An 18342-nucleotide genomic window follows, 5' to 3' on the forward strand; every position below is an offset into this window, starting at 1 on the left:
TTTTGTTATAGTTCACCCATGATATGGTAAAAGAAGTTGGAGGGATGTCATGATGAGAAACACGATTTTATTCGATTTAGATCAGACCTTGCTGGACAAACACCAAACCTTGCTTCACTTTGCTGCCAGACAATATAAGCTTTTTAAGCTTTCAACTTATGTAGAGGATAGGGAATTATTTATCACTGAGTTCACTCGATTACATGAGATCGTTATGCCAAAGAAAGAAGTCTATCAAAAGCTTCGTCTTCAGTTTTCATTACAGCATTCTTTAATGGAGGATATGCTAGAGAATTTAAATCATCAGTTTCCAAAGGAGAGTGTCGCCTTTCCAGGCTTAACACGGATGTTAAACGAATTAAAGCAGAAACATTTTAAAATAGGCATTATCACAAACGGCCGTGACTTTTACCAGCGAAGCAAAATAGACTCACTTGGCATCACTTCCTACATGGATATCATCGTCACCTCAGGTGAGCTAGGGATCAAAAAGCCAGACCCGGCCATATTCTTGCACGGGTTGGGAAAATTAGAGGTACAGCCTGAACAAGCAATCTTTGTTGGTGATGATCTCACTAAGGATATCGTACCGGCAAAAAGCTTAGGGATGCGAACGATCTTAATGGGTTCACATCAAGTAAACCCTGATATTGATACGAATTGCGTACATTTAGATGAAGTTGTGAAAGCGGTAGAGAAGCTTCGTTATTGAGGCGGTTTTACGAATTGCAAAAAAGAGCCCTTATACCTGAAAACTATCAAAAGTTGAGTTGGGAAATGCTTGAAAAGTATATAAATGTAAGGTAGGAATGCATATAATACATGAAGTGAAAGAGGGTGAGAAAATGCAAAAAACGCTAACTCCTCATGAAATAGTCGGGGCAAAATTAGTTGAGTGGTACAGCTGTATCGTAGCGAGAGACATTGAACAAGCAAATGAGTTGAAAGAAGTAACAGATAGACTTATTAAAAATATGGCTAAAAATGATAAGGTTTTAATGCATCATAAATTAGTTACACTGCGACATGATTTTATGATTAGAGGAAACGTAGATAAGCGTCTATCTAGCGAGGAATTAGATAAACTTTTGGCTGAAGCTAATGCTACTGATGAACATTTAACATATCTTTATTACTTCATGACAGCGCAATTTGAGAGTTATAGTAGAAGATATCATTCGGCCATTAGATTATATCATATAGCTGAAAAGTACATACCTTGTTTAAAAAGTAGATATGAGAAGGGAGAATTTTATTCCCGACTTGGGTTCTGTTACTACAGAATGGACGATTATGCTAGAGCTGTTGAATACATAAATAGAGCATTGGATATATTTAGTACTGATGAAAAGTATGAAGAACGTTTCTTAAATTGTAATATGTTATTGGCATATGTTGCTACTGAATTGAACCAATATGTAAAAGCTGATTCATATTACGATTCTATTTATGAACGATCCAAATTTTTTCCGGAAACACATGTTATTATATTAAGGGGTTTGGGTTTAAATAGGATTAGACAACATAAGTTAGAGGAAGCTAAATACTTTTTGCGATTATGTCTTAACCAGAGAAGCTATTTAAACGCCATTTCTGAAGCACAAGCTATTTACAACTTAGCAAATACTTTATATAGACTTGGGGAGACAAAAGAAGCAAAACAGTTATTAGACCAAGCAGAAGAAAAATCACTCGAGCTAGGAATAGAAGAACATATTGCAAAATGCATGATAACTAGGGGTTTATATGAAAAAAATGATTTAAATATGGTTAATGAAGGACTAGAGCTGTTAAAAGAACAAGAGATGTTTTTTGAATACAATGAAATGTCAGAAGAAATTTCTATATATTTTGAAAGAAACAATCAATTTCAAAGTGCTTTAGAATATCTAAAAAAAGCATATAGTTCACCAAAAAATCTAAATCTCTTGGAGGATTAAGATGAAAAAACTTTCTTTGGTCGTTTTTGTTTGTGCATTAGTATTTTTCAGCGCTGACCTAGAACCTACTTTTAATCTGTTAGATAAAGGAAATGAGCTTCTATAAATTGAAATACTACTAAATTGCTTATGTTCGATTTGAACATAAGCTTATATTTTTTACTTTGACAAAAGGAGCCCCGCCATGCCAACTCCATTTCGCACTCGTGCCGGTGCCATCATTCTAAAGGATCAAGCACTCTTATTAATTGAATATCAAGATGAACACGGGATTCACTATAATCTTCCCGGAGGTGGCGTAGAGCCTGGTGAATCGATAAAGGATGCAGTAAAGCGAGAGGTAAAAGAAGAAGCATGTATCGATGTGAGTGTTGGAGAGCTTATCACTGTGTATGAGTATCTTCCGAATCTAGCTTCGTTCCGTTATGGCGATGTTGCATCACTTCAGCTGTTCTTTCTTTGTGAAATGGATTCAGAACAAACTCCTTCTTTACCGAATGCACCAGATCCGCATCAAACAGATGTTGTTTGGGCTCCGCTTCACTCTTTGCAAACGATCAAACTATTCCCGTCTATCAGTGAGATTCTACTAGCATCAATAACAAACAAACGCTTCGTTCCTTTCATCCAAGAATCAAAACTCAACAATCCCCTTTAACAAGCCGATAAAAAAGGTAGAAGGGATTAGTGTTTGAGTGAATGTACTTTATAAATCCTGGATGAGCACTTGGCCATGTTCATAGACCTTGAATGTCATTCGTGGTCTATTTGTTGTACGAACTGGGCATGAAAAAGGAGTAATTAATAATGATCAGGGAAGAAGCTCTTTCATTTGCTTCCTGTATTGCAAAGGCATTAGCTGAAGCGAAGGGCCACACTCATTTTCTAAAGACGTTTGCGAGTTTCATGAGACGTTATTCTAGAGATGAGGACTCTTTTGAAAATGCCAATGCGTTTCTTTATGAAGTAGTTAGGGAGTATCAAGAGTATCTTTCAAATCTTTGTGTAAGTATTGAACAGTTGCGCGAAGGTGTTAAAGAGTATTTCTTTGTAAATGAAGAAGAGAAAATCCTTTTAGTTGTTGAGATAAACGCTGTTTTATTTGCATTGCGGAAGGTATACGAATCTGTTGATAAGGCTGAATCCCCTTTAGTAATACCCGTTGTGGAAACGATCCTACAAGAAACGATCTCTTATATTCCAACGATCCCGACAGATTGGGTTGTTTCTAAAAAAGGAACGAGCCTTGTTGTTAAACGATTGAATTTAAAGAAATCTTCTTAGTTGTACAATTCTTTAGTAATTGGATAATTTTTCTATTTAATATTCGTTACTTTTATATTTATCTTATGATCATTTTTAGGTAAAATAAAAAGAAGTGGATAGCGAAGGGAGAATAGAATCATTTTGTACACCGAGAGAGATGCCTTAAAACAACGAATGGAACAAATTTATGAAGAACGAAAAGCAAGCGCAGAGGAGTTTAACGTGATTTATACACGTTTACGCGAGCTTGACTTACGAGATGGAACGTCAGAATCGTCTTCTTATTCTGAGATTAAACCGGATGTTTTACCTAGAGATCAACAAAGACCAGTACGCGCAAAACGCGATATTATTGAACCATTTATTGTAAAAACTTTAAAAAATTCTAATCTTTCTTTAAATGCAAAAGAAATTGGTGCTGAATTAGAGCGTAATAATATTGTATATAATGAAAGCTCTCTTTATGTGATGTTAAATAAAATCGTAGAAGAGAATGAATATATTACTAAACCTTATCGTGGACGTTATGCTTACGAAGGACCGAAAGAGTAATTAAAAACGTGAAAGACGAATCCCCTTATATGAGGATTCGTCTTTTTTATGTTTTGCGTTTGAACATCCACTTATTATAATAGAAAAATTTCGCGGGCATTCCGCCGAGTTTTAGTAAGACTTTTGCATCCTTTTGCATGCGAGGATTTGCCTTCACTTTAGAATCAGCGAGGTAAATGGCGTACAGTCCACGTTTGATTAAAAGGTGGAAGGAGGCATCTGGCAATTTTTTTAACCTGGTGGTCGCTTCTTGATCAAGTAATTGAACTCTTTTCACAAGATCGTCCCGATTCTCATAGTAGTTAGTGAAATTCATTTCATCCTCAGCCCGGTCCTCTTCTTGGTCGATAAAATAATCCAACATAATATGAAGTCCTTGCAACCATGGGAAATAAGCTTCCTTGATTTGTTTGGATTCCTCTTTTGTTCGGATGCCTTTTGCTGCATATGCAGCTAGACAGTACAAGCCTAGGGTCGAGGCTGTCCCACATGCAAATTCATACCAACGCATGGAAGGAGCGAGATGTTTGTTTGTTTCATAAAAGTGCATAAGAAGTGGTTCTCTTAAGCTCTTTTCAACGTGCTTATATACCTGGAAATCAATATAGAACTGAGATACTTCTTTCATATCTTCTTGCATAGTAGCGAACCCGGGGAAGGTTTCAATGGTGTCACGACATGTCGTGACAAGTTTCTTTAAGTATCCTCCGTCGTCAAACGGCTGACGGTGTTCATAGTAGTCATAGAAGGGCTCTCCTGGACTCAAACTGTCTAATAAGGCATGATGAATAGAGCGGAAATCGTCCTGGTTGTGCCGATCGTTTTTATCACAAAGTGTGTCTAAATAATCACAGATACTTTGATAAGCAACCATAAATTTGATATACGCATCCTGATTCTCACCAGCTAAAAAGCCGAGTATGCTGCCACCTTCACAGTGAAAGGTCTTATCGCTAATAGTCCACGTTGCTTGTTCGCGTATTTCTTTATCAGGAATCTGGTTTCCGACCTCTTTCCAGTCCTTTAGATGCTGCCTTGCTTTTGGTATTGTTTCTTTAGATGCTCGCAGAAGGATCTGAAGCGAATTCGAGGGAACTGTTGTACTCATGTGTAGAACTCCTTTTGAATAGTGAACTCTCTTTAGTCTATCATCCATGATGAAGCAAAATATCACAAGTAAAATGATACATCGAATCATAATTTCTTAGTCTATTCGGAAAAGGGGAGCGCAATTGAAGATCTATCTTAGTGGTTTTGGTTCAGTCAGTCGTGCACTAATCGAACTTATAATAAGTAAAAAAGTTGAGTATAAGGCAAAATATCAGTTAGATCTACAGGTTGTGGGAATCATTGGAAGAGAAGGGTTGCTTGAAGACCAGAACGGCTTGGACCTGGAATGGATGCTTGAAAATGAACTTGGTTCAAGAGGAATAGTAGCGTATGCTCAAGCGAAAGACATTCCTCTTCAAACAGAGTATACGTTTGAAGGCGATCTCCTGGTTGAATGCACTCCTTCTCATCATGCTCACGGGGAGCCTGGTTATACATATATGAAACAAGCTTTACACGATGGACTGCATATTGTGACTGTCTCAAAGGGAGCACTGCTTCATCATTTCCAAGAACTCATGGACTTAGCTACTTCTAAGAATAAAATAATCAAATTTAGTGGAGCCGTGGCAGCGGCCTTACCTACGTATGATATGGCTGATTATTGTTTAGCAGGGACAACGCTGACAGAGCTTGCAGCTGTATTAAATGGCACAAGTAACTTTGTTCTCTCACATATGATGGATTCGGGCCAAGCGTTTTCGGAGTCGCTTCAAAAAGCTCAGAAGCTCCGAATTGCAGAATCCAACCCTGACAACGATATAAAAGGAATCGACAGTGCGAGTAAATTAGTCATCCTTGCGAATAGCTTGTTCGAAGGGGCATTTCATTTAAATGACGTTTCCATTCAAGGAATAACCGATGTGACACAAAAGGAAGTGGATGATGCCACAACAACGGGATATACCATTCGATTAGTGGCGAGGGCAGCCTACGAAGCCCGGCAACTTGTTTTATCCGTGAAGCCTGAGTGGTTACCGAAGAATCATCCATTAGCTAGTGTTCATGGAACAAATAAAGGAATTATCTTTTCTACAAAGGAAATGGGAGATTTATTTGTATTGGGTGGGGCATCAAGCCCAACGGGAGCAGCAAGTGCAGCATTAAAGGATATGATTAACCTTCATAAATTAGTTTAACTTGGTTGTGTCGCCTCTTTGTTGAAACTAGGTTTCATAAAAGTGTCTACTAGCCAGTAATCAGGACATACAGTATGATAAACGTACATTCTGATAACCATACTAATATAGACAACTACAACCTAATAAAATCAACAAGAAGGAGCAACACCCTCATGAGTGACACAAAAATAGACAGTCGAGGATTATCAAGTATAGAAGAAAAGGTTCAAATGATCCCATTGGAAGAAGGGGCGATTTATCTAGTGGGTCCCATCCAGCTTCCGGTTAACTTATATGGAGAAACAGTGACCTTCCAGTGGTACTGCTGGTTGCATTGCCAGGAGGTTACGGAGGATTTCGACCGGATGCTTGAAAAGCTTTCTGGTGATAATCTTGCCGAGTTTCAGCAATCAAGTGTGCTAACCTATGGAGACTTTGCCTTTGATGAGGATGCCATTATTCGGATGCATTCCATCTGTCACACGGGCGATATCTTTGGAAGCAAGAGGTGTGATTGTGGGTTCCAGTTAAAGCAATCAATGAAGATGATTGCTGAACATGGCACAGGCGCCTTATTTTACCTAGCTAATCATGAAGGACGTGGCATCGGGTTGTTCAGTAAAGCCATGGCATACATCTTACAGGAAGAAGGTCTAGATACGGTTGAAGCTAACCATGCTCTTGGGTTTGTGGATGATTCTAGAAACTATGATGATGTCATCAAAGTTCTACACACACTGCGTTCAAAACCGGTAACGTTACTGACAAATAATCCGAAGAAGGTAGAAGCTCTTCAGAATGCTGGACTACCTCTTAAAGGAAGAATGCCTCTATGGGGTGATGTATCGGAGTTTAATAAAAAGTACTTGGATACAAAAGTGAACCGCTCCGGGCATCTTCGTGAGGATGAGCGTTTAAAGTAATAAAAGTAGAAGAGTGCGGGATAAAACAAAAAATCAACGAAAAAATGGCGAATGATTCAACGAGCGAATCATTCGCCATTCGTGTTTTTATGTTTTAGTAAGACGAGCGGAAGGAGAACCCGACACTCCTGTGGATACAGTACGTGGTGAAGACACTGTAGTGGCGGTTTTCCACGGAAGTGGCTGAGGCCGTACCCACGGAAAGGGAGGGATTCTCCTGTAGCGGATTTTGTGCTATGTTTGTGTTTTGCTATCCGCATTAGTGTTATGACACAGCTCGTTTAATTGTTACACAACAATTTGCTTGAGTGCTTCAGCCACTTTTGTACAGAAGGTAAGTGGGGGTTCAACGGATTGGAAGTGAACGTAGAACAATGTAGGGTCATCATAAATCCAATGGTTGTGCAGTGCACTTAGTTGAATACGGTGCGTAATAAGTACATGTATAAATGGTTGAATTTCTTCTTGTTTAAGAACAATTTCTCCAAGATTTAACGCGTTGCCTTGTTGATCAAAAGATTCAAATGTAACACCAGCACGAATGGGTGCTTGAGCCGGGCGACCTTGAATCGTTGCTTTGATTGATCTTGGGATCGAAATTGAACAATACCCATTCTCCTCGCTTCCCTTGCCTTTTAAAATCCACGCGCATTGCTGACACAAGGAATTCATAATGATCACCTCTCCTGAAAAATACCTGTTACATTTTATTTGCGCTTATTTAAAGTAGAACCGTCTTCTTATCTATTTGAATAAAAACATGCTACACTAATAAAAAATTGAACATTCATATTATTTGTTTTGTTTGTAGAAATGAGGGATTAAGCACATGAGCAATGTAAAAGCAGAACGTATTTGGAGCCGACTTATGTCACTGGCAGAAATCGGAGCAACAAGTGATGGGGGAGTAACAAGGTATTCCTATACGGAACTTGAAGCAAAAGCGAACGAACGCGTAAGGTCTTTTATGAAGGAAGCCGGTCTTGAGACAGGGTACGACGCTGTAGGAAATCTGTTTGGCGTGAAAAAAGGGAAAACGGATGAGACCATCTTAGTTGGTTCTCATGTTGATAGTGTGCCAAATGGAGGGAATTTTGATGGTCCACTCGGTGTATTGGCGGGTATTGAAGTTCTTGAATCCTTGAATGAACAGGGCATTGAACTATCTCATACAGTAAAGGTTATGGCTTTTAAAGATGAAGAAGGCTCCAGGTTCGGCTTAGGGATGATTGGAAGTCGGGCGGTTGCTGGCATTCTAACGCTGGACGAGCTTGAAATGAACGATGCAGATGGAGTAAGCATTAAAGAAGCAATGGAACAACAAGGATATCATCCTGATTCCATTGCAGAGGCGGCATTAAATAACGTGCGTGCTTATATTGAATTACATATTGAGCAAGGGAAGATACTCGAGCAAGCAGGTGTTGCAGCGGGAGTTGTAAGTGGCATAGCAGGACCTTGTTGGCTCCGGCTTAAATGTACAGGTGAAGCTGGACATGCAGGATCAACGCCAATGAAGCAACGCCGGGATGCGCTAGTGGGTGCCAGTTTAATCATTGCGGAAATTGAACGAATTGCTCGTTCCACTCCAGATCTAGTTGCAACTGTCGGTCAAATTCAAGTGAAGCCAGGCGGAACAAACGTGATCCCAGGATATAGTGAATGGACTCTTGATCTAAGACATGTGCACGAGGACATACGAAATCAGGCAGAAGCGAAAATCAGAGAGGCTGCTGAGACCATTGCAAAGGAACGACAGCTTACGTTGGAAATTGAAGAACTGCAACGAATCTCTCCTGCTCCTTGTGCAGAGGCGATCCAGCAGACGATCAAAGAAAGTTTGATTGAGGAAGGCATAGATCCGGTAACATTACCGAGTGGTGCGGGTCATGATGGCATGCAGTTTACGGGAAAATGGCCAATGGGTATGATTTTTGCCCGCTCTAAAGATGGAATTAGCCATAATCCTAAGGAATGGACAAGTAAGGAAGACGTGCAAACAGCAACATCTGTCTTGTATCGAACATTACTTATGCTCGATAAGAAGAAACAACTTTAATGTAAAAAGGGCGATACCACACAGGTTACGCCCTTTTTCGCTAGATTTCTTTCCCTCTTCTTCTCCAAATGCGATAAAAGCTATAAACAACAAGCAAAAATCCACCGTAGTACAACCCAACGAACAATAAGTCACCAGGATTGGTCAGCAGCGCATTTCCGACTGTGGCGAAAAGAATCATTGATGGTATCTTTCCAAGGGTGGAAGCCAATGCATAGACCCTAAGTGACACATTGCTTAAAGCAAAATAAGCATTTGCAACGATCGATGGAATGACGGGAATTAATCTGCTTATAAATATAGTCATAAATGCGTTACGTTCAAAAATCTCAGTGAGCTTCTCCACGGATTTATAACGCGAGAGCATCCGTCGCCCCCAGTCCTTAAACCCAAAACGGATGGCGATGAACATAATGATAGACGCAAGGGAAGAACCCACCCATGTCACAAAGCTTCCGAGTGCTGGTCCGAATATGACTCCAAGAATGCCCCCAATAATAGGGTAAGGAATGACGGGAAATAGGGCAAATAATGTTGCGGCCATTGTCGTTAGGAGGACCGAGCGCTGACCATAATCCTGCAACCAGTCAAGTAAGTTCAACCGATACATGTACACAAATACGCCAATTAAAACAAAAAAACAAAGAACTGCGATTTTACGTTTCATCATTCACCTCATACATCTACATCCTTCTAGTGTAGCAGATCTTACTTAGGATATTTGTCAGTCTATGTGACAGTCCCATGACGCAAGCGTTGGATAGGCGGGCGGGAAAGAGTATGGTATTCTTTATGGGTGAAAAATGAAAGAGCAGGTGACTTATAAAGTGGAGACAAATCAGCCTAAGGTTGTTGTAATTGGTAGTATAAATATGGATATGGTCACGCGAGCCACTCGTTTTCCCAAGAAGGGAGAAACCATTTCTGGAGTGAGTTTTGATCAGCTTCCAGGAGGAAAGGGTGCCAATCAGGCAGTTGCTTGTGCGAGGCTTGGAGCGGCTGTTAGCATGGTTGGAGCAATTGGTCATGACCCAACAGGTAAAGTACTTCTCAAGCAGCTTCAAGACGAGAAGGTTAATACAGAGTGGATTCAAGTGATTGATAATGAAACAACAGGTATGGCTCAAATTACGGTAGCCGAAGAGGACAATCAGATCATTATTGTTCCTGGTGCAAATTTTGCTATAACAAAATCACAAATCGATGCGGCTAAAGCTGTGATACAAGCTGCCGATTTAATCATTCTTCAGCTTGAGATTCCGCTTGAGATCGTTGAATATACAGCTGAGGTTGCAGCTGGTTTTGGAGTAAAAGTCATTCTAAACCCCGCGCCAGCTCAGCCACTAAGTGATACATTGCTTTCAAATGTGGATTATCTTACACCAAATGAAACAGAGCTTATGTATTTAACAAAGCAAACAAGTGTCAAAGAAGGAATGGACTCACTTTTAAAAGAAGGAGTACAAGGTGTCATTGTGACTCTTGGTAGTAAAGGTGTTCAATATATCGAAAAAGAAGATGCGATCTCAAGAGCAGTAAAAGGCCGTCTAGTAGAGGTTGTTGATACAACGGGAGCGGGAGATACGTTTAATGGGGCACTCGCATATAAGCTAGCAGGCGGAGCAAATGTAGCGGATGCAATCGAGTTTGCCAACGTAGCTGCAGGCTTATCCATTATGAGGTTTGGTGCTCAAACAGGTATGCCTACTTTTGCTGAAGTTCAAGAAGTGATGAATACGTAAGGTAAAGAGACCGAATTCAAATGAATATCGGTCTTTTTTTTTGTTACTTTCCTAAGACTTTTCGGCTATGATGTTCTTCTTGAATGCTCATTTTCCCAACTACAAAGTCATAGGTCGCTCGTCCATAATCAATAAAACCGCGTTATAATCAATGTATAAAGATTCATTGACAGACTAAAAACGTGGAGGTGCTATGAATGTATCAGACAACTCAACCTGAGACTCCTTTTGCTGAATTCTTGTCTCAACATGAAATTACACAACAACGGATGGCCAATATGTGCGGAGTGAGTCGTGAAACGGTGCGCAGACTTTGTAAGGAAGACAGGGAGCCAAGTGTAAGAAGCGCAAGACGGATCATCATTACGCTTCAAGACATGAATTATAAAGTAGACTTTGATACCTTCTGGGACTTATAAACATTCTGTAAGGTATGCAGAAACAGATACCTTAAACTGATCAAGCTGCTGTTGCCACTTAGGATTTGCACCTAAGTTAAGCGATTCAATAATACTCTCTATTAAAAAAGTACGGGGTTCGGTTTGTTGGACAAGCTCATCACTGAGAAAGTCCAATCGTTCCTTGTGCTTTTTTTGTTCGTCTTCATTTGACCACTTCATAATGGCTTGCTTTAGTTGGAATAAGTCATTTTCTACTGATTCCTTTAATGTATCCATCTTCTTTGTCGCTTCAGGTGCCCAATGATCAAGTAACACAGGATCTAAGAGCTGCTCCTTGCTTTTTGTTACTTGAGTGACTAACTCCACTAATCGATTTATGCAATAATGAACGACTGCTTCCCGATCTCGCCCCGGTTGACCCGGTGCATGACTATGATATCTAAAATGCATATACAGCATACCCGTTACCATCACTGCACAATCCAGTAAGTATGGAGCAGATTCCTCCTCAAAAATATCCTTTAGCCGGTGGTGCATCCATTTTAATTCATAAAGTTGATGCTGACGGATGTATTGCTTGAGTTCTAAGTCATCAGAAAAGAAGATTTCCTGAAACAGTGCGAACATCTTATAGTCTTCTAATAGCTTAATCTGAAGAATAACTTGCTCTTTCAACGTTTCAAGATCCTTAGGATCACGATAGAGCAATACTTCATTTCTTGCTTCTTCAATTTTATGATTAAGCCATTGAAATACAGCTAGAATAATATCACTTTTAGATGAGAAATATTTATATAAGGTCCCTTTAGAAATGGAGCTTCGATCCAAGATGTGTTGAATGGAAGCGGCACGGAATCCTTTCTCGGCAAATACTTGATGAGCGCTTTCAATTACGTCTTGTCTGCGGTTGTTCATTTGTCACCTCTTTGTCCTCTTCTCTTCATTTATAAGAGTCCAATAATTAGATAAAAAAAGCAAGAATCTATTGTTGCTTTTTAGAAAAGACAGGAGTAATATATGTTCAGTATAACACTGGTATAAAAAAATGAACAGTCGTTATGGAGGGGTATAAATGACAACAACATTAGAAAAAACGAAACGTCCTCCTTATGGCATTATTGCAATTTTGCTATTAGGAGCTTTTATTTCACTTTTAAATGAAACATTACTTAATGTAGCGTTACCATCTATTATGAAAGACTTTGACGTAACGGCTTCAACCGTTCAATGGTTGGCTACAGGGTATATGCTTGTAAACGGCATTTTGATTCCGATTACCGCATTTTTGATTCAAAAGTTCTCGGTACGTGGATTGTTCCTTACAGCTATTAGCTTGTTTACACTTGGGAGTTTGATGGCCGTTCTTTCATGGAATTTCCCAGTGCTATTATCTGCGCGTGTTGTTCAAGCTTCAGGTTCAGCCATTATGATGCCGTTACTTATGAATGTTCTTTTGAACGGCTTCCCGATTGAAAAACGTGGAGCGGCCATGGGGATCTTTGGTCTTGTTATGATCTTTGCTCCAGCGATTGGTCCGACGTTATCTGGATTCTTAATTGAACATTATTCATGGAAAATGCTTTTTTATGTAACGTTCCCGATTGCATTGATTATTTTATTGGTCGCAATCTTCCTCTTACATGATAAGAAGGAATCAATGCCAATTAAGCTGGATGGATTATCTGTTGTTCTTTCAAGTATTGGTTTCGGTGGTATTCTTTACGGATTTGGTACGGCAGGGGACAAAGGCTGGAGTGCGACTGAAGTATATCTTACGTTGATTGTAGGAGGAATTGCATTACTAGTGTTTATCCTTCGTCAATTAAAGCTAGATGTACCGATGCTTGAGTTCCGAATTTATCGTTACCCAATGTTTGCCTTATCGTCCATCATTTCAATTACACTAACGATGGCGATGTTTGGAGCCATGCTGTTATTACCTTTATATGTGCAAACGATTCGTGGAATCTCTCCACTAGATTCTGGGCTACTTTTATTACCAGGGGCCTTATTGATGGGGATTATGTCTCCGATTACTGGGAAGCTGTTTGATAAGTATGGAGCGAGAGTACTTGCAGTAACAGGACTTACAATCACGATCTTAACGTCCTATATGTTTAGCCGTTTAACAATGGATACAACGTATACAACGTTAATGCTACTTTATACAGCGAGAATGTTTGGGATGTCTATGGTGATGATGCCGGTTATGACAAACGGACTTAACCAACTACCAGCAAGATACAATCCGCACGGTACAGCTATGAACAATACCTTGCAGCAAGTATCCGGTGCCATTGGATCGGCATTATTGGTTACGATTATGTCAACACGCACGACAACTCATATCGGTGAATTAGCAGGTTCAGGCTTAGCTGGTCAAGACCTTGTGAATCAAGCCACTGTTGAAGGAATTAATGATGCTTTCCTATTAACGGTGTTTGTAGCACTCATTGCTCTTGTGCTTTCATTCTTTATGAAACGTAGCAAGCCTGGAGAAGACTTCCGTGATCAGAAGGTTGCTTCAAAAGAAAGAGAAGAAGATCAAGATCAGTCAGACATGGAACCAGCTTCACAGGTTTAATTTAAAAGAAACACCCCATTTTATGGAGAGATCCAATAAAATGGGGTGTTTTTTAATCTATTTGTTATCAGATTGCTTTGCTTGGTACGTGTTCCACCACTCGGATAGGTCAGGATAATCCGTCCACTCAAAGCGGACTGCTTCATTTGTTCGGTCTCGGTCAATTTTAACAAGATGTGTGTTTGACGATGTTGTCGCAGCATACCAATCGCTCTGAGGGAGAGCTGTAATGGTATGTACCTTTTCGCCCAGTTTATCAACCATATGACTAATCCAATGAGGATCTGAATCCGCTGTATACCAGTCAACGTTCATTAACCGTTTTGTTCGAATGGAATGATGCAGCGGTGGTGCGTCTGAATCTGGAAAATGAAAGCCTACAGTTGATTCTTTAGGTTGTGGTGTTGGTTGATGCTCGCTAATCAATTTCTCATGGAAATGTGTGAGATTGATTTTTTCATGTTTCGCTAGAAGTTGATTTGTTAAGGTCTGCTGTTCAATCATTTCACTAATTCCGAATAGAATAAAACCTATAAGAAGAAAGATGAATGCAATTGAGAGTAATACAAATAAATATGAACCGAAAAATTGGACGATCGCTCCAATGTTCATCCAGTGGTATGTAAAGATTAGACCAATTACGCCACCTATACATAATGAAACAATACCTAAAATGAAAAGAAGACGTGCAATTAGATTGATTTTCTTCATATGGAAACTCCTTTTCTGTGATTTATCATATTTTATCATGTAAAGTAAATTTTTGGTGTGCATTTTTTTTCATAATGAGTTATATTATGTGACCTCTTGTTCTTGATGAAGAACGAATTGTTCGTTATAATATTCTATACATACTTTTATGATCGATCGTCAACGCTACTAGGGAGTGTAGTAGAGAAGGAGGATAAAGAGATTTATGATTGATTACTTAGTGAATATTTTGCCTGACCTTACCGAGCAATCACCAAGTGAAACAGAAGCGATTAAGCTCCTTCAGAAGTCCGAAGAGAGTGGAGTGAAAACATTAATCGCTGCACCTATATTTCGTTTGCATCAAGATACAATCCTACCGACAGATATAAGAGAGCGAGTTAGTCATTTAAATGATGTAGCAAAAGATGAGAAATTAGCCATACGTGTGGTTCCTGGTCAAAGTATACAGCTTGATGATGATCTATCTGGTGCCTATGAGAGAGGCGAGCTCCTTACATTAAATGATACTCAATATATGCTTATTACATTAGGGGGAGAAAGACTTCACCCTCGTATCTCAGAGATTCTATATAATTTGCAGTTAAAAGGGGTTAAGCCAATCCTGGCACACCCCGAACGTCACAAGGAGATCATTGAGCAACCAGATTTACTATATAAGTTAATCAAAGGTGGAGCTCTTGCACAGTTGAATGCCTCAAGCTTCACTGGAAGAGTTAGTGGTTATACTCGAAAGTTCTCAGAACAGTTAATTGAAAATCGTCTTGTTCACTTTCTTATGTCGTCCTCACTACAATCAAAATCAAGGAGTAGTGACTTTACCAAAGCATTTGATACCTTGTTTAGACAAGGGGATGGCTCAAACGCTACGTACTTTGAGCAGAACGCGGAACGACTCATTAATGATTACAGCATCTATGCGGAAGAACCATTGCGCGTTAAGAAGAAAAAATACATGGGTCTATTTTAAAATAGATCGTTAAGTAGGAATGAATGTAAGCGCGAGCTTGGGACATAATTCAAAAATAGAAAAATGGCGAATGATTCAATGAGCGAATCATTCGCCTTTCGTGTTTTTGTGAAACAAGCGGAGGGAGAACCTGAGACTCCTACGGAACAGAACGCGGTGAAGACACTGTAGCGGCGCCCTTTCCGCGAAAGGGGCTGAGGCCGTTCCCGTGGAAAGCGAAGGATTCTCCTGTAGCGGATATATTGCTAAGTTCGTGTTTTCGTGAGTCATTTACTGTTATGTCCCACGCTCTTTTCTCTGAGCGAATGTTAGCAAGAAGAAGAGAGAGGATAGTAAGAAAGATAGCTTTGTTGCATCACGTTAGATGTAGAATACATCGAGAAAAAGGCGAATACATCGGTTCAAGCATCAAATACATCGAGATAAGCATCAAATACATCCACCAACCTAAAAACAGTGGATAAAATGTTCATAGAACACCTTACCCACTGAGCGATTAATAGTTTTCAATAAAGTCACGTAACGTATTGGTTACATCATTATTTTCAAATAATCTTGAGAAACCATAGTGCGTAAATAGAGCCATCCCTACACACCAAACGACAAGTGAGATAGTCATCCATATAGCAGTTTTGATCTTGCTTCCACTTAACGACATCGCAATGATAGCAGTAAGGTGACTTCCAACGGTTGGGCCAATCAAACATAATCCCGGTAACCCATACTTATTAAAGACGCGTTGAGCACGCTCGCTCTTTTTCGTTTTTTCAGGTTTGCCTTTTTTAATTCGTCTTTTTTCTCGCCAAGCTTGAATGGCTTCCACAAAAACGATAACAAGTAACACGGTTAATACGTTTCCAATAAACGCGATGATCGAAGTTAGGTAAGGATTTAATCCGGCAACATAACCAACTGGAATAATTGCAGGGGCTTCAAAGAAAGGAGTAGCAGCTAGTAAGAACACAATTAAGTACGCGATGATATAACCCATATGTATACCTCCAATAAACTAATCTTTCATAAGTATCATACTCTTTCTTACGTTGTCGTTTGCTCACCTCTCTTTCATTCTTTTATTCTCTTTCACTCTAGCGAAATCATAGGAACTTGTATATATTATTTGCAAAATTTGTACAAGTTTCTTTTTCCTGTATAGCATATGAATACGAATGGTTGTATATGTCATTCAATTTCCGTCTTTTGCGCATAAAAAGTCGTAAAAACTCTTGTTTTGACTTTAAATTAAGAATAAATCCGAACATTATCTTGCCCAACTATCAAATCTTATGTATAATATGACTTGTAAGTGATTTTCATTATCCTCATAGTAGGTGATGGTGTGATATTGCAATCAAATGAAACAAAGAAGTTACTAGCGCATCTTTATAATGAGGTATCGAAGGAAATGTTCGGAGTGGGAACTACTTTACTCAAAGTAACCATCGAGAACGATATTATTACCTTTCAAGCAAAGCATCGACGTTCACCGCGTTCTACTGCTCTTGAAGGAGAGGTACCGAGTTTAAAACAAGAAGTGGATTTTCAATTATCCCTTCTATATAAGAAGAAGCTCTTACAAAAATTAAATGAACAGACTGATGTACCTGTCGATGTTGTACTGCGTGATTTTGATGCAAGAACACAGTGGGCATTTACGAACATCATTCTAAAATAAGGATTTCTTGTTCGGATCTATCTGAAGAAGGAACCGTCATACGATAGACAAGCGTAACCGAATCTTTGTACACAAGGAAAAGGGACTCTTGTAGAATGCACGATTATTCTGCGAGAGTGTCTTTTTCTTTTTTTTTATGGGAACTTTTAGCTTGAGCTGGGAATCCTATTCTTCATAAACCAAAATCGTATCATTCGGAGGGTATAAAAATGAAAAAATTGCTTGGTGCATCAACAATCGTTGCTTTATCGACTATCGCTCTTACTGCTTGTGGAGGTTCTGATGATTCGCAAGGTTCAACCGGCTCCCCAACTAAATTAGTTGTTTCAACTTGGGGATTCTCTGAAGACTTTTTTAGAGAAGAAGTATACGCACCCTTTGAAAAAGAACATAACGTTGAAATTGTTTTAGATATAGGAAACAACGCAGAGCGTTTAAATAAGATCCGTCAAGGTACAGCTGATATTGATGTCGTTTATCTGTCTGACTTTTATGCACAACAAGCCATTAATGATGACTTGTTTGAAAAGATTGATCGCAGCAACATTCCAAACTTAGAAGAAATCTATGATATTGCAAAAGCTCCACTTGGTGAAGACTATGGTCCAGCATATACAATCGGCCAATTTGGTATTGCATATAACGCTGATGAAATCGATGGAGAGATCAGTTCTTGGGCAGATCTTTGGAACTCAAACCTTGCGAACAACCTAACCATCCCTGGAATTACAACAACAACTGGTCCAATGTTCTTAGATGCTGCTTCAAAAGTAGCTGGTGAAGAATCGTTTAATGAAGATGCAGCATTCGCAAAGCTTGAAGAGCTATCTCCAAACATTGTAAAAGAGTACGATAAAACATCTGATTTCGTTAACATGTTCACTCAAGGTGAAATTGCAGCAGGACCTTTTATGGAGATGTACTTTAACGATCTAAAAGAAGCGATTCCAGCGGCGAAATTTGTAGCACCTAGTGAAGGTGGCTATGCTGTCATGAACACAGTGAACATTGTCAAGGATAGTAAAAACAAAGAGTTAGCTGAAGAATTCATCAATTTCCAATTAAGTAAGGACATTCAAGAAACAACAGCTAAAGCAAAAATTGATTCTCCAGTTAATACAACAGTTGAGTTAACAGATGAAGAAGCTGAAGGCATTACGTATGGTCAAGATGTAATTGATGGATTAAATCAATTGGACATGGCTGAAGTAAATGAAAACTCCGCAGGCTGGATTGAACGCTGGAATCAAGAGATTGCGAAGTAATTAAAAAGACATAGGGCGCCGGA

The 18342-nt window shown here is 39.3% G+C and carries 20 protein-coding genes; 14 read left to right on the plus strand and 6 right to left on the minus strand.

The window, feature by feature from the left end:
- The first annotated feature begins 52 nt into the window (after positions 1-52).
- The 5 genes from JNO66_RS10160 (at position 53) to JNO66_RS10180 (ending at position 3758) form a co-directional block, all read left to right on the plus strand.
- Positions 53-712: an HAD family hydrolase gene (locus JNO66_RS10160; RefSeq protein ID WP_203088126.1), complete on the plus strand. Its 660-nt coding sequence runs from the start codon at positions 53-55 to the stop codon at positions 710-712.
- A gap of 133 nt (positions 713-845) precedes the next feature.
- Complete coding sequence (locus JNO66_RS10165) at positions 846-1940, plus strand: response regulator aspartate phosphatase (RefSeq protein ID WP_203088127.1); 1095 nt, start codon at positions 846-848, stop codon at positions 1938-1940.
- 184 nt (positions 1941-2124) lie between these two features.
- On the plus strand, positions 2125-2598 hold the full coding sequence (locus tag JNO66_RS10170; RefSeq protein ID WP_203088128.1) for an NUDIX domain-containing protein: 474 nt from the start codon (positions 2125-2127) through the stop codon (positions 2596-2598).
- 149 nt (positions 2599-2747) lie between these two features.
- On the plus strand, positions 2748-3224 hold the full coding sequence (locus JNO66_RS10175; protein WP_203088129.1) for a hypothetical protein: 477 nt from the start codon (positions 2748-2750) through the stop codon (positions 3222-3224).
- 156 nt (positions 3225-3380) lie between these two features.
- The gene (locus JNO66_RS10180) at positions 3381-3758 is read left to right on the plus strand and encodes a Rok-like winged helix domain-containing protein (RefSeq protein WP_210340831.1); all 378 of its coding nucleotides are present in this window, start codon (positions 3381-3383) and stop codon (positions 3756-3758) included.
- Between the two features lie 46 nt (positions 3759-3804).
- Here JNO66_RS10180 and JNO66_RS10185 read toward each other — a convergent pair whose 3' ends face one another.
- Complete coding sequence (locus tag JNO66_RS10185) at positions 3805-4866, minus strand: tetraprenyl-beta-curcumene synthase family protein (protein WP_203088131.1); 1062 nt, start codon at positions 4864-4866, stop codon at positions 3805-3807.
- A gap of 124 nt (positions 4867-4990) precedes the next feature.
- Between JNO66_RS10185 and JNO66_RS10190 the strand changes: the two genes are divergently transcribed.
- Both JNO66_RS10190 and JNO66_RS10195 read left to right on the plus strand, forming a co-directional pair.
- A complete protein-coding gene (locus JNO66_RS10190; RefSeq protein WP_203088132.1) occupies positions 4991-6007 on the plus strand; it encodes a homoserine dehydrogenase in 1017 nt (338 codons plus the stop codon).
- Positions 6008-6162: 155 nt separating this feature from the next.
- Positions 6163-6912, plus strand: a complete 750-nt coding sequence (locus JNO66_RS10195) for a GTP cyclohydrolase II (protein WP_203088133.1) — start codon at positions 6163-6165, stop codon at positions 6910-6912.
- 288 nt (positions 6913-7200) lie between these two features.
- On the opposite strand, the gene JNO66_RS10200 is transcribed toward JNO66_RS10195, so the two are convergent.
- Positions 7201-7584: a DUF1259 domain-containing protein gene (locus JNO66_RS10200; RefSeq protein WP_210340832.1), complete on the minus strand. Its 384-nt coding sequence runs from the start codon at positions 7582-7584 to the stop codon at positions 7201-7203.
- Between the two features lie 157 nt (positions 7585-7741).
- On the opposite strand from JNO66_RS10200, the gene JNO66_RS10205 reads away from it, so the two are divergent.
- Positions 7742-8971, plus strand: coding sequence for a Zn-dependent hydrolase (locus tag JNO66_RS10205; protein ID WP_203088135.1), 1230 nt, complete (start codon positions 7742-7744; stop codon positions 8969-8971).
- A 40-nt stretch (positions 8972-9011) separates the two neighbouring features.
- On the opposite strand, the gene JNO66_RS10210 is transcribed toward JNO66_RS10205, so the two are convergent.
- Entirely contained in the window at positions 9012-9638 is a 627-nt protein-coding gene (locus tag JNO66_RS10210; RefSeq protein ID WP_203088136.1) for a TVP38/TMEM64 family protein, read from the minus strand.
- Between the two features lie 136 nt (positions 9639-9774).
- Here JNO66_RS10210 and rbsK point away from each other — a divergent pair, with 136 nt between their 5' ends.
- Complete coding sequence (rbsK, locus tag JNO66_RS10215) at positions 9775-10713, plus strand: ribokinase (RefSeq protein WP_203088137.1); 939 nt, start codon at positions 9775-9777, stop codon at positions 10711-10713.
- A gap of 197 nt (positions 10714-10910) precedes the next feature.
- Positions 10911-11132 carry a helix-turn-helix transcriptional regulator gene (locus JNO66_RS10220; protein ID WP_203088138.1) on the plus strand — a complete coding sequence of 74 codons (222 nt, stop codon included), beginning with the start codon at positions 10911-10913 and terminating at the stop codon, positions 11130-11132.
- Here JNO66_RS10220 and JNO66_RS10225 read toward each other — a convergent pair.
- On the minus strand, positions 11127-12029 hold the full coding sequence (locus tag JNO66_RS10225) for a TetR/AcrR family transcriptional regulator (protein ID WP_203088139.1): 903 nt from the start codon (positions 12027-12029) through the stop codon (positions 11127-11129). The genes JNO66_RS10220 and JNO66_RS10225 overlap by 6 nt on opposite strands.
- Positions 12030-12186: 157 nt before the next feature.
- Here JNO66_RS10225 and JNO66_RS10230 point away from each other — a divergent pair, with 157 nt between their 5' ends.
- On the plus strand, positions 12187-13698 hold the full coding sequence (locus JNO66_RS10230; RefSeq protein ID WP_203088140.1) for an MDR family MFS transporter: 1512 nt from the start codon (positions 12187-12189) through the stop codon (positions 13696-13698).
- 57 nt (positions 13699-13755) lie between these two features.
- Here JNO66_RS10230 and JNO66_RS10235 read toward each other — a convergent pair whose 3' ends face one another.
- Positions 13756-14409, minus strand: a complete 654-nt coding sequence (locus JNO66_RS10235; RefSeq protein WP_203088141.1) for a hypothetical protein — start codon at positions 14407-14409, stop codon at positions 13756-13758.
- Between the two features lie 205 nt (positions 14410-14614).
- On the opposite strand from JNO66_RS10235, the gene JNO66_RS10240 reads away from it, so the two are divergent.
- The gene (locus JNO66_RS10240; RefSeq protein ID WP_203088142.1) at positions 14615-15379 is read left to right on the plus strand and encodes a CpsB/CapC family capsule biosynthesis tyrosine phosphatase; all 765 of its coding nucleotides are present in this window, start codon (positions 14615-14617) and stop codon (positions 15377-15379) included.
- A gap of 496 nt (positions 15380-15875) precedes the next feature.
- Here JNO66_RS10240 and JNO66_RS10245 read toward each other — a convergent pair whose 3' ends face one another.
- On the minus strand, positions 15876-16370 hold the full coding sequence (locus JNO66_RS10245; protein WP_203088143.1) for a small multi-drug export protein: 495 nt from the start codon (positions 16368-16370) through the stop codon (positions 15876-15878).
- 348 nt (positions 16371-16718) lie between these two features.
- On the opposite strand from JNO66_RS10245, the gene JNO66_RS10250 reads away from it, so the two are divergent.
- Both JNO66_RS10250 and JNO66_RS10255 read left to right on the plus strand, forming a co-directional pair.
- A complete protein-coding gene (locus JNO66_RS10250; protein WP_369876350.1) occupies positions 16719-17054 on the plus strand; it encodes a DUF2294 domain-containing protein in 336 nt (111 codons plus the stop codon).
- Positions 17055-17263: 209 nt separating this feature from the next.
- A complete protein-coding gene (locus JNO66_RS10255) occupies positions 17264-18319 on the plus strand; it encodes an ABC transporter substrate-binding protein (RefSeq protein ID WP_203088144.1) in 1056 nt (351 codons plus the stop codon).
- Positions 18320-18342 lie beyond the last annotated feature (23 nt).

Origin of the sequence: Alkalicoccobacillus gibsonii (genome assembly GCF_016798245.1) — a bacterium.
Lineage (GTDB): Bacteria > Bacillota > Bacilli > Bacillales > Bacillaceae_D > Alkalicoccobacillus > Alkalicoccobacillus gibsonii.

Coding starts and splice junctions, on each gene's coding strand:
- JNO66_RS10220 (WP_203088138.1), top strand. CDS start 10,911: ATGTATCAGACAACTCAACCTGAGACTCCTTTTGCTGAATTCTTGTCT.
- JNO66_RS10170 (WP_203088128.1), top strand. CDS start 2,125: ATGCCAACTCCATTTCGCACTCGTGCCGGTGCCATCATTCTAAAGGAT.
- JNO66_RS10245 (WP_203088143.1), bottom strand. CDS start 16,370: ATGGGTTATATCATCGCGTACTTAATTGTGTTCTTACTAGCTGCTACT.
- JNO66_RS10180 (WP_210340831.1), top strand. CDS start 3,381: ATGGAACAAATTTATGAAGAACGAAAAGCAAGCGCAGAGGAGTTTAAC.
- JNO66_RS10210 (WP_203088136.1), bottom strand. CDS start 9,638: ATGAAACGTAAAATCGCAGTTCTTTGTTTTTTTGTTTTAATTGGCGTA.
- JNO66_RS10225 (WP_203088139.1), bottom strand. CDS start 12,029: ATGAACAACCGCAGACAAGACGTAATTGAAAGCGCTCATCAAGTATTT.
- JNO66_RS10230 (WP_203088140.1), top strand. CDS start 12,187: ATGACAACAACATTAGAAAAAACGAAACGTCCTCCTTATGGCATTATT.
- JNO66_RS10255 (WP_203088144.1), top strand. CDS start 17,264: ATGAAAAAATTGCTTGGTGCATCAACAATCGTTGCTTTATCGACTATC.
- JNO66_RS10240 (WP_203088142.1), top strand. CDS start 14,615: ATGATTGATTACTTAGTGAATATTTTGCCTGACCTTACCGAGCAATCA.
- JNO66_RS10205 (WP_203088135.1), top strand. CDS start 7,742: ATGAGCAATGTAAAAGCAGAACGTATTTGGAGCCGACTTATGTCACTG.
- JNO66_RS10185 (WP_203088131.1), bottom strand. CDS start 4,866: ATGAGTACAACAGTTCCCTCGAATTCGCTTCAGATCCTTCTGCGAGCA.
- rbsK (WP_203088137.1), top strand. CDS start 9,775: ATGAAAGAGCAGGTGACTTATAAAGTGGAGACAAATCAGCCTAAGGTT.
- JNO66_RS10195 (WP_203088133.1), top strand. CDS start 6,163: ATGAGTGACACAAAAATAGACAGTCGAGGATTATCAAGTATAGAAGAA.
- JNO66_RS10235 (WP_203088141.1), bottom strand. CDS start 14,409: ATGAAGAAAATCAATCTAATTGCACGTCTTCTTTTCATTTTAGGTATT.
- JNO66_RS10175 (WP_203088129.1), top strand. CDS start 2,748: ATGATCAGGGAAGAAGCTCTTTCATTTGCTTCCTGTATTGCAAAGGCA.
- JNO66_RS10200 (WP_210340832.1), bottom strand. CDS start 7,584: ATGAATTCCTTGTGTCAGCAATGCGCGTGGATTTTAAAAGGCAAGGGA.
- JNO66_RS10165 (WP_203088127.1), top strand. CDS start 846: ATGCAAAAAACGCTAACTCCTCATGAAATAGTCGGGGCAAAATTAGTT.
- JNO66_RS10160 (WP_203088126.1), top strand. CDS start 53: ATGAGAAACACGATTTTATTCGATTTAGATCAGACCTTGCTGGACAAA.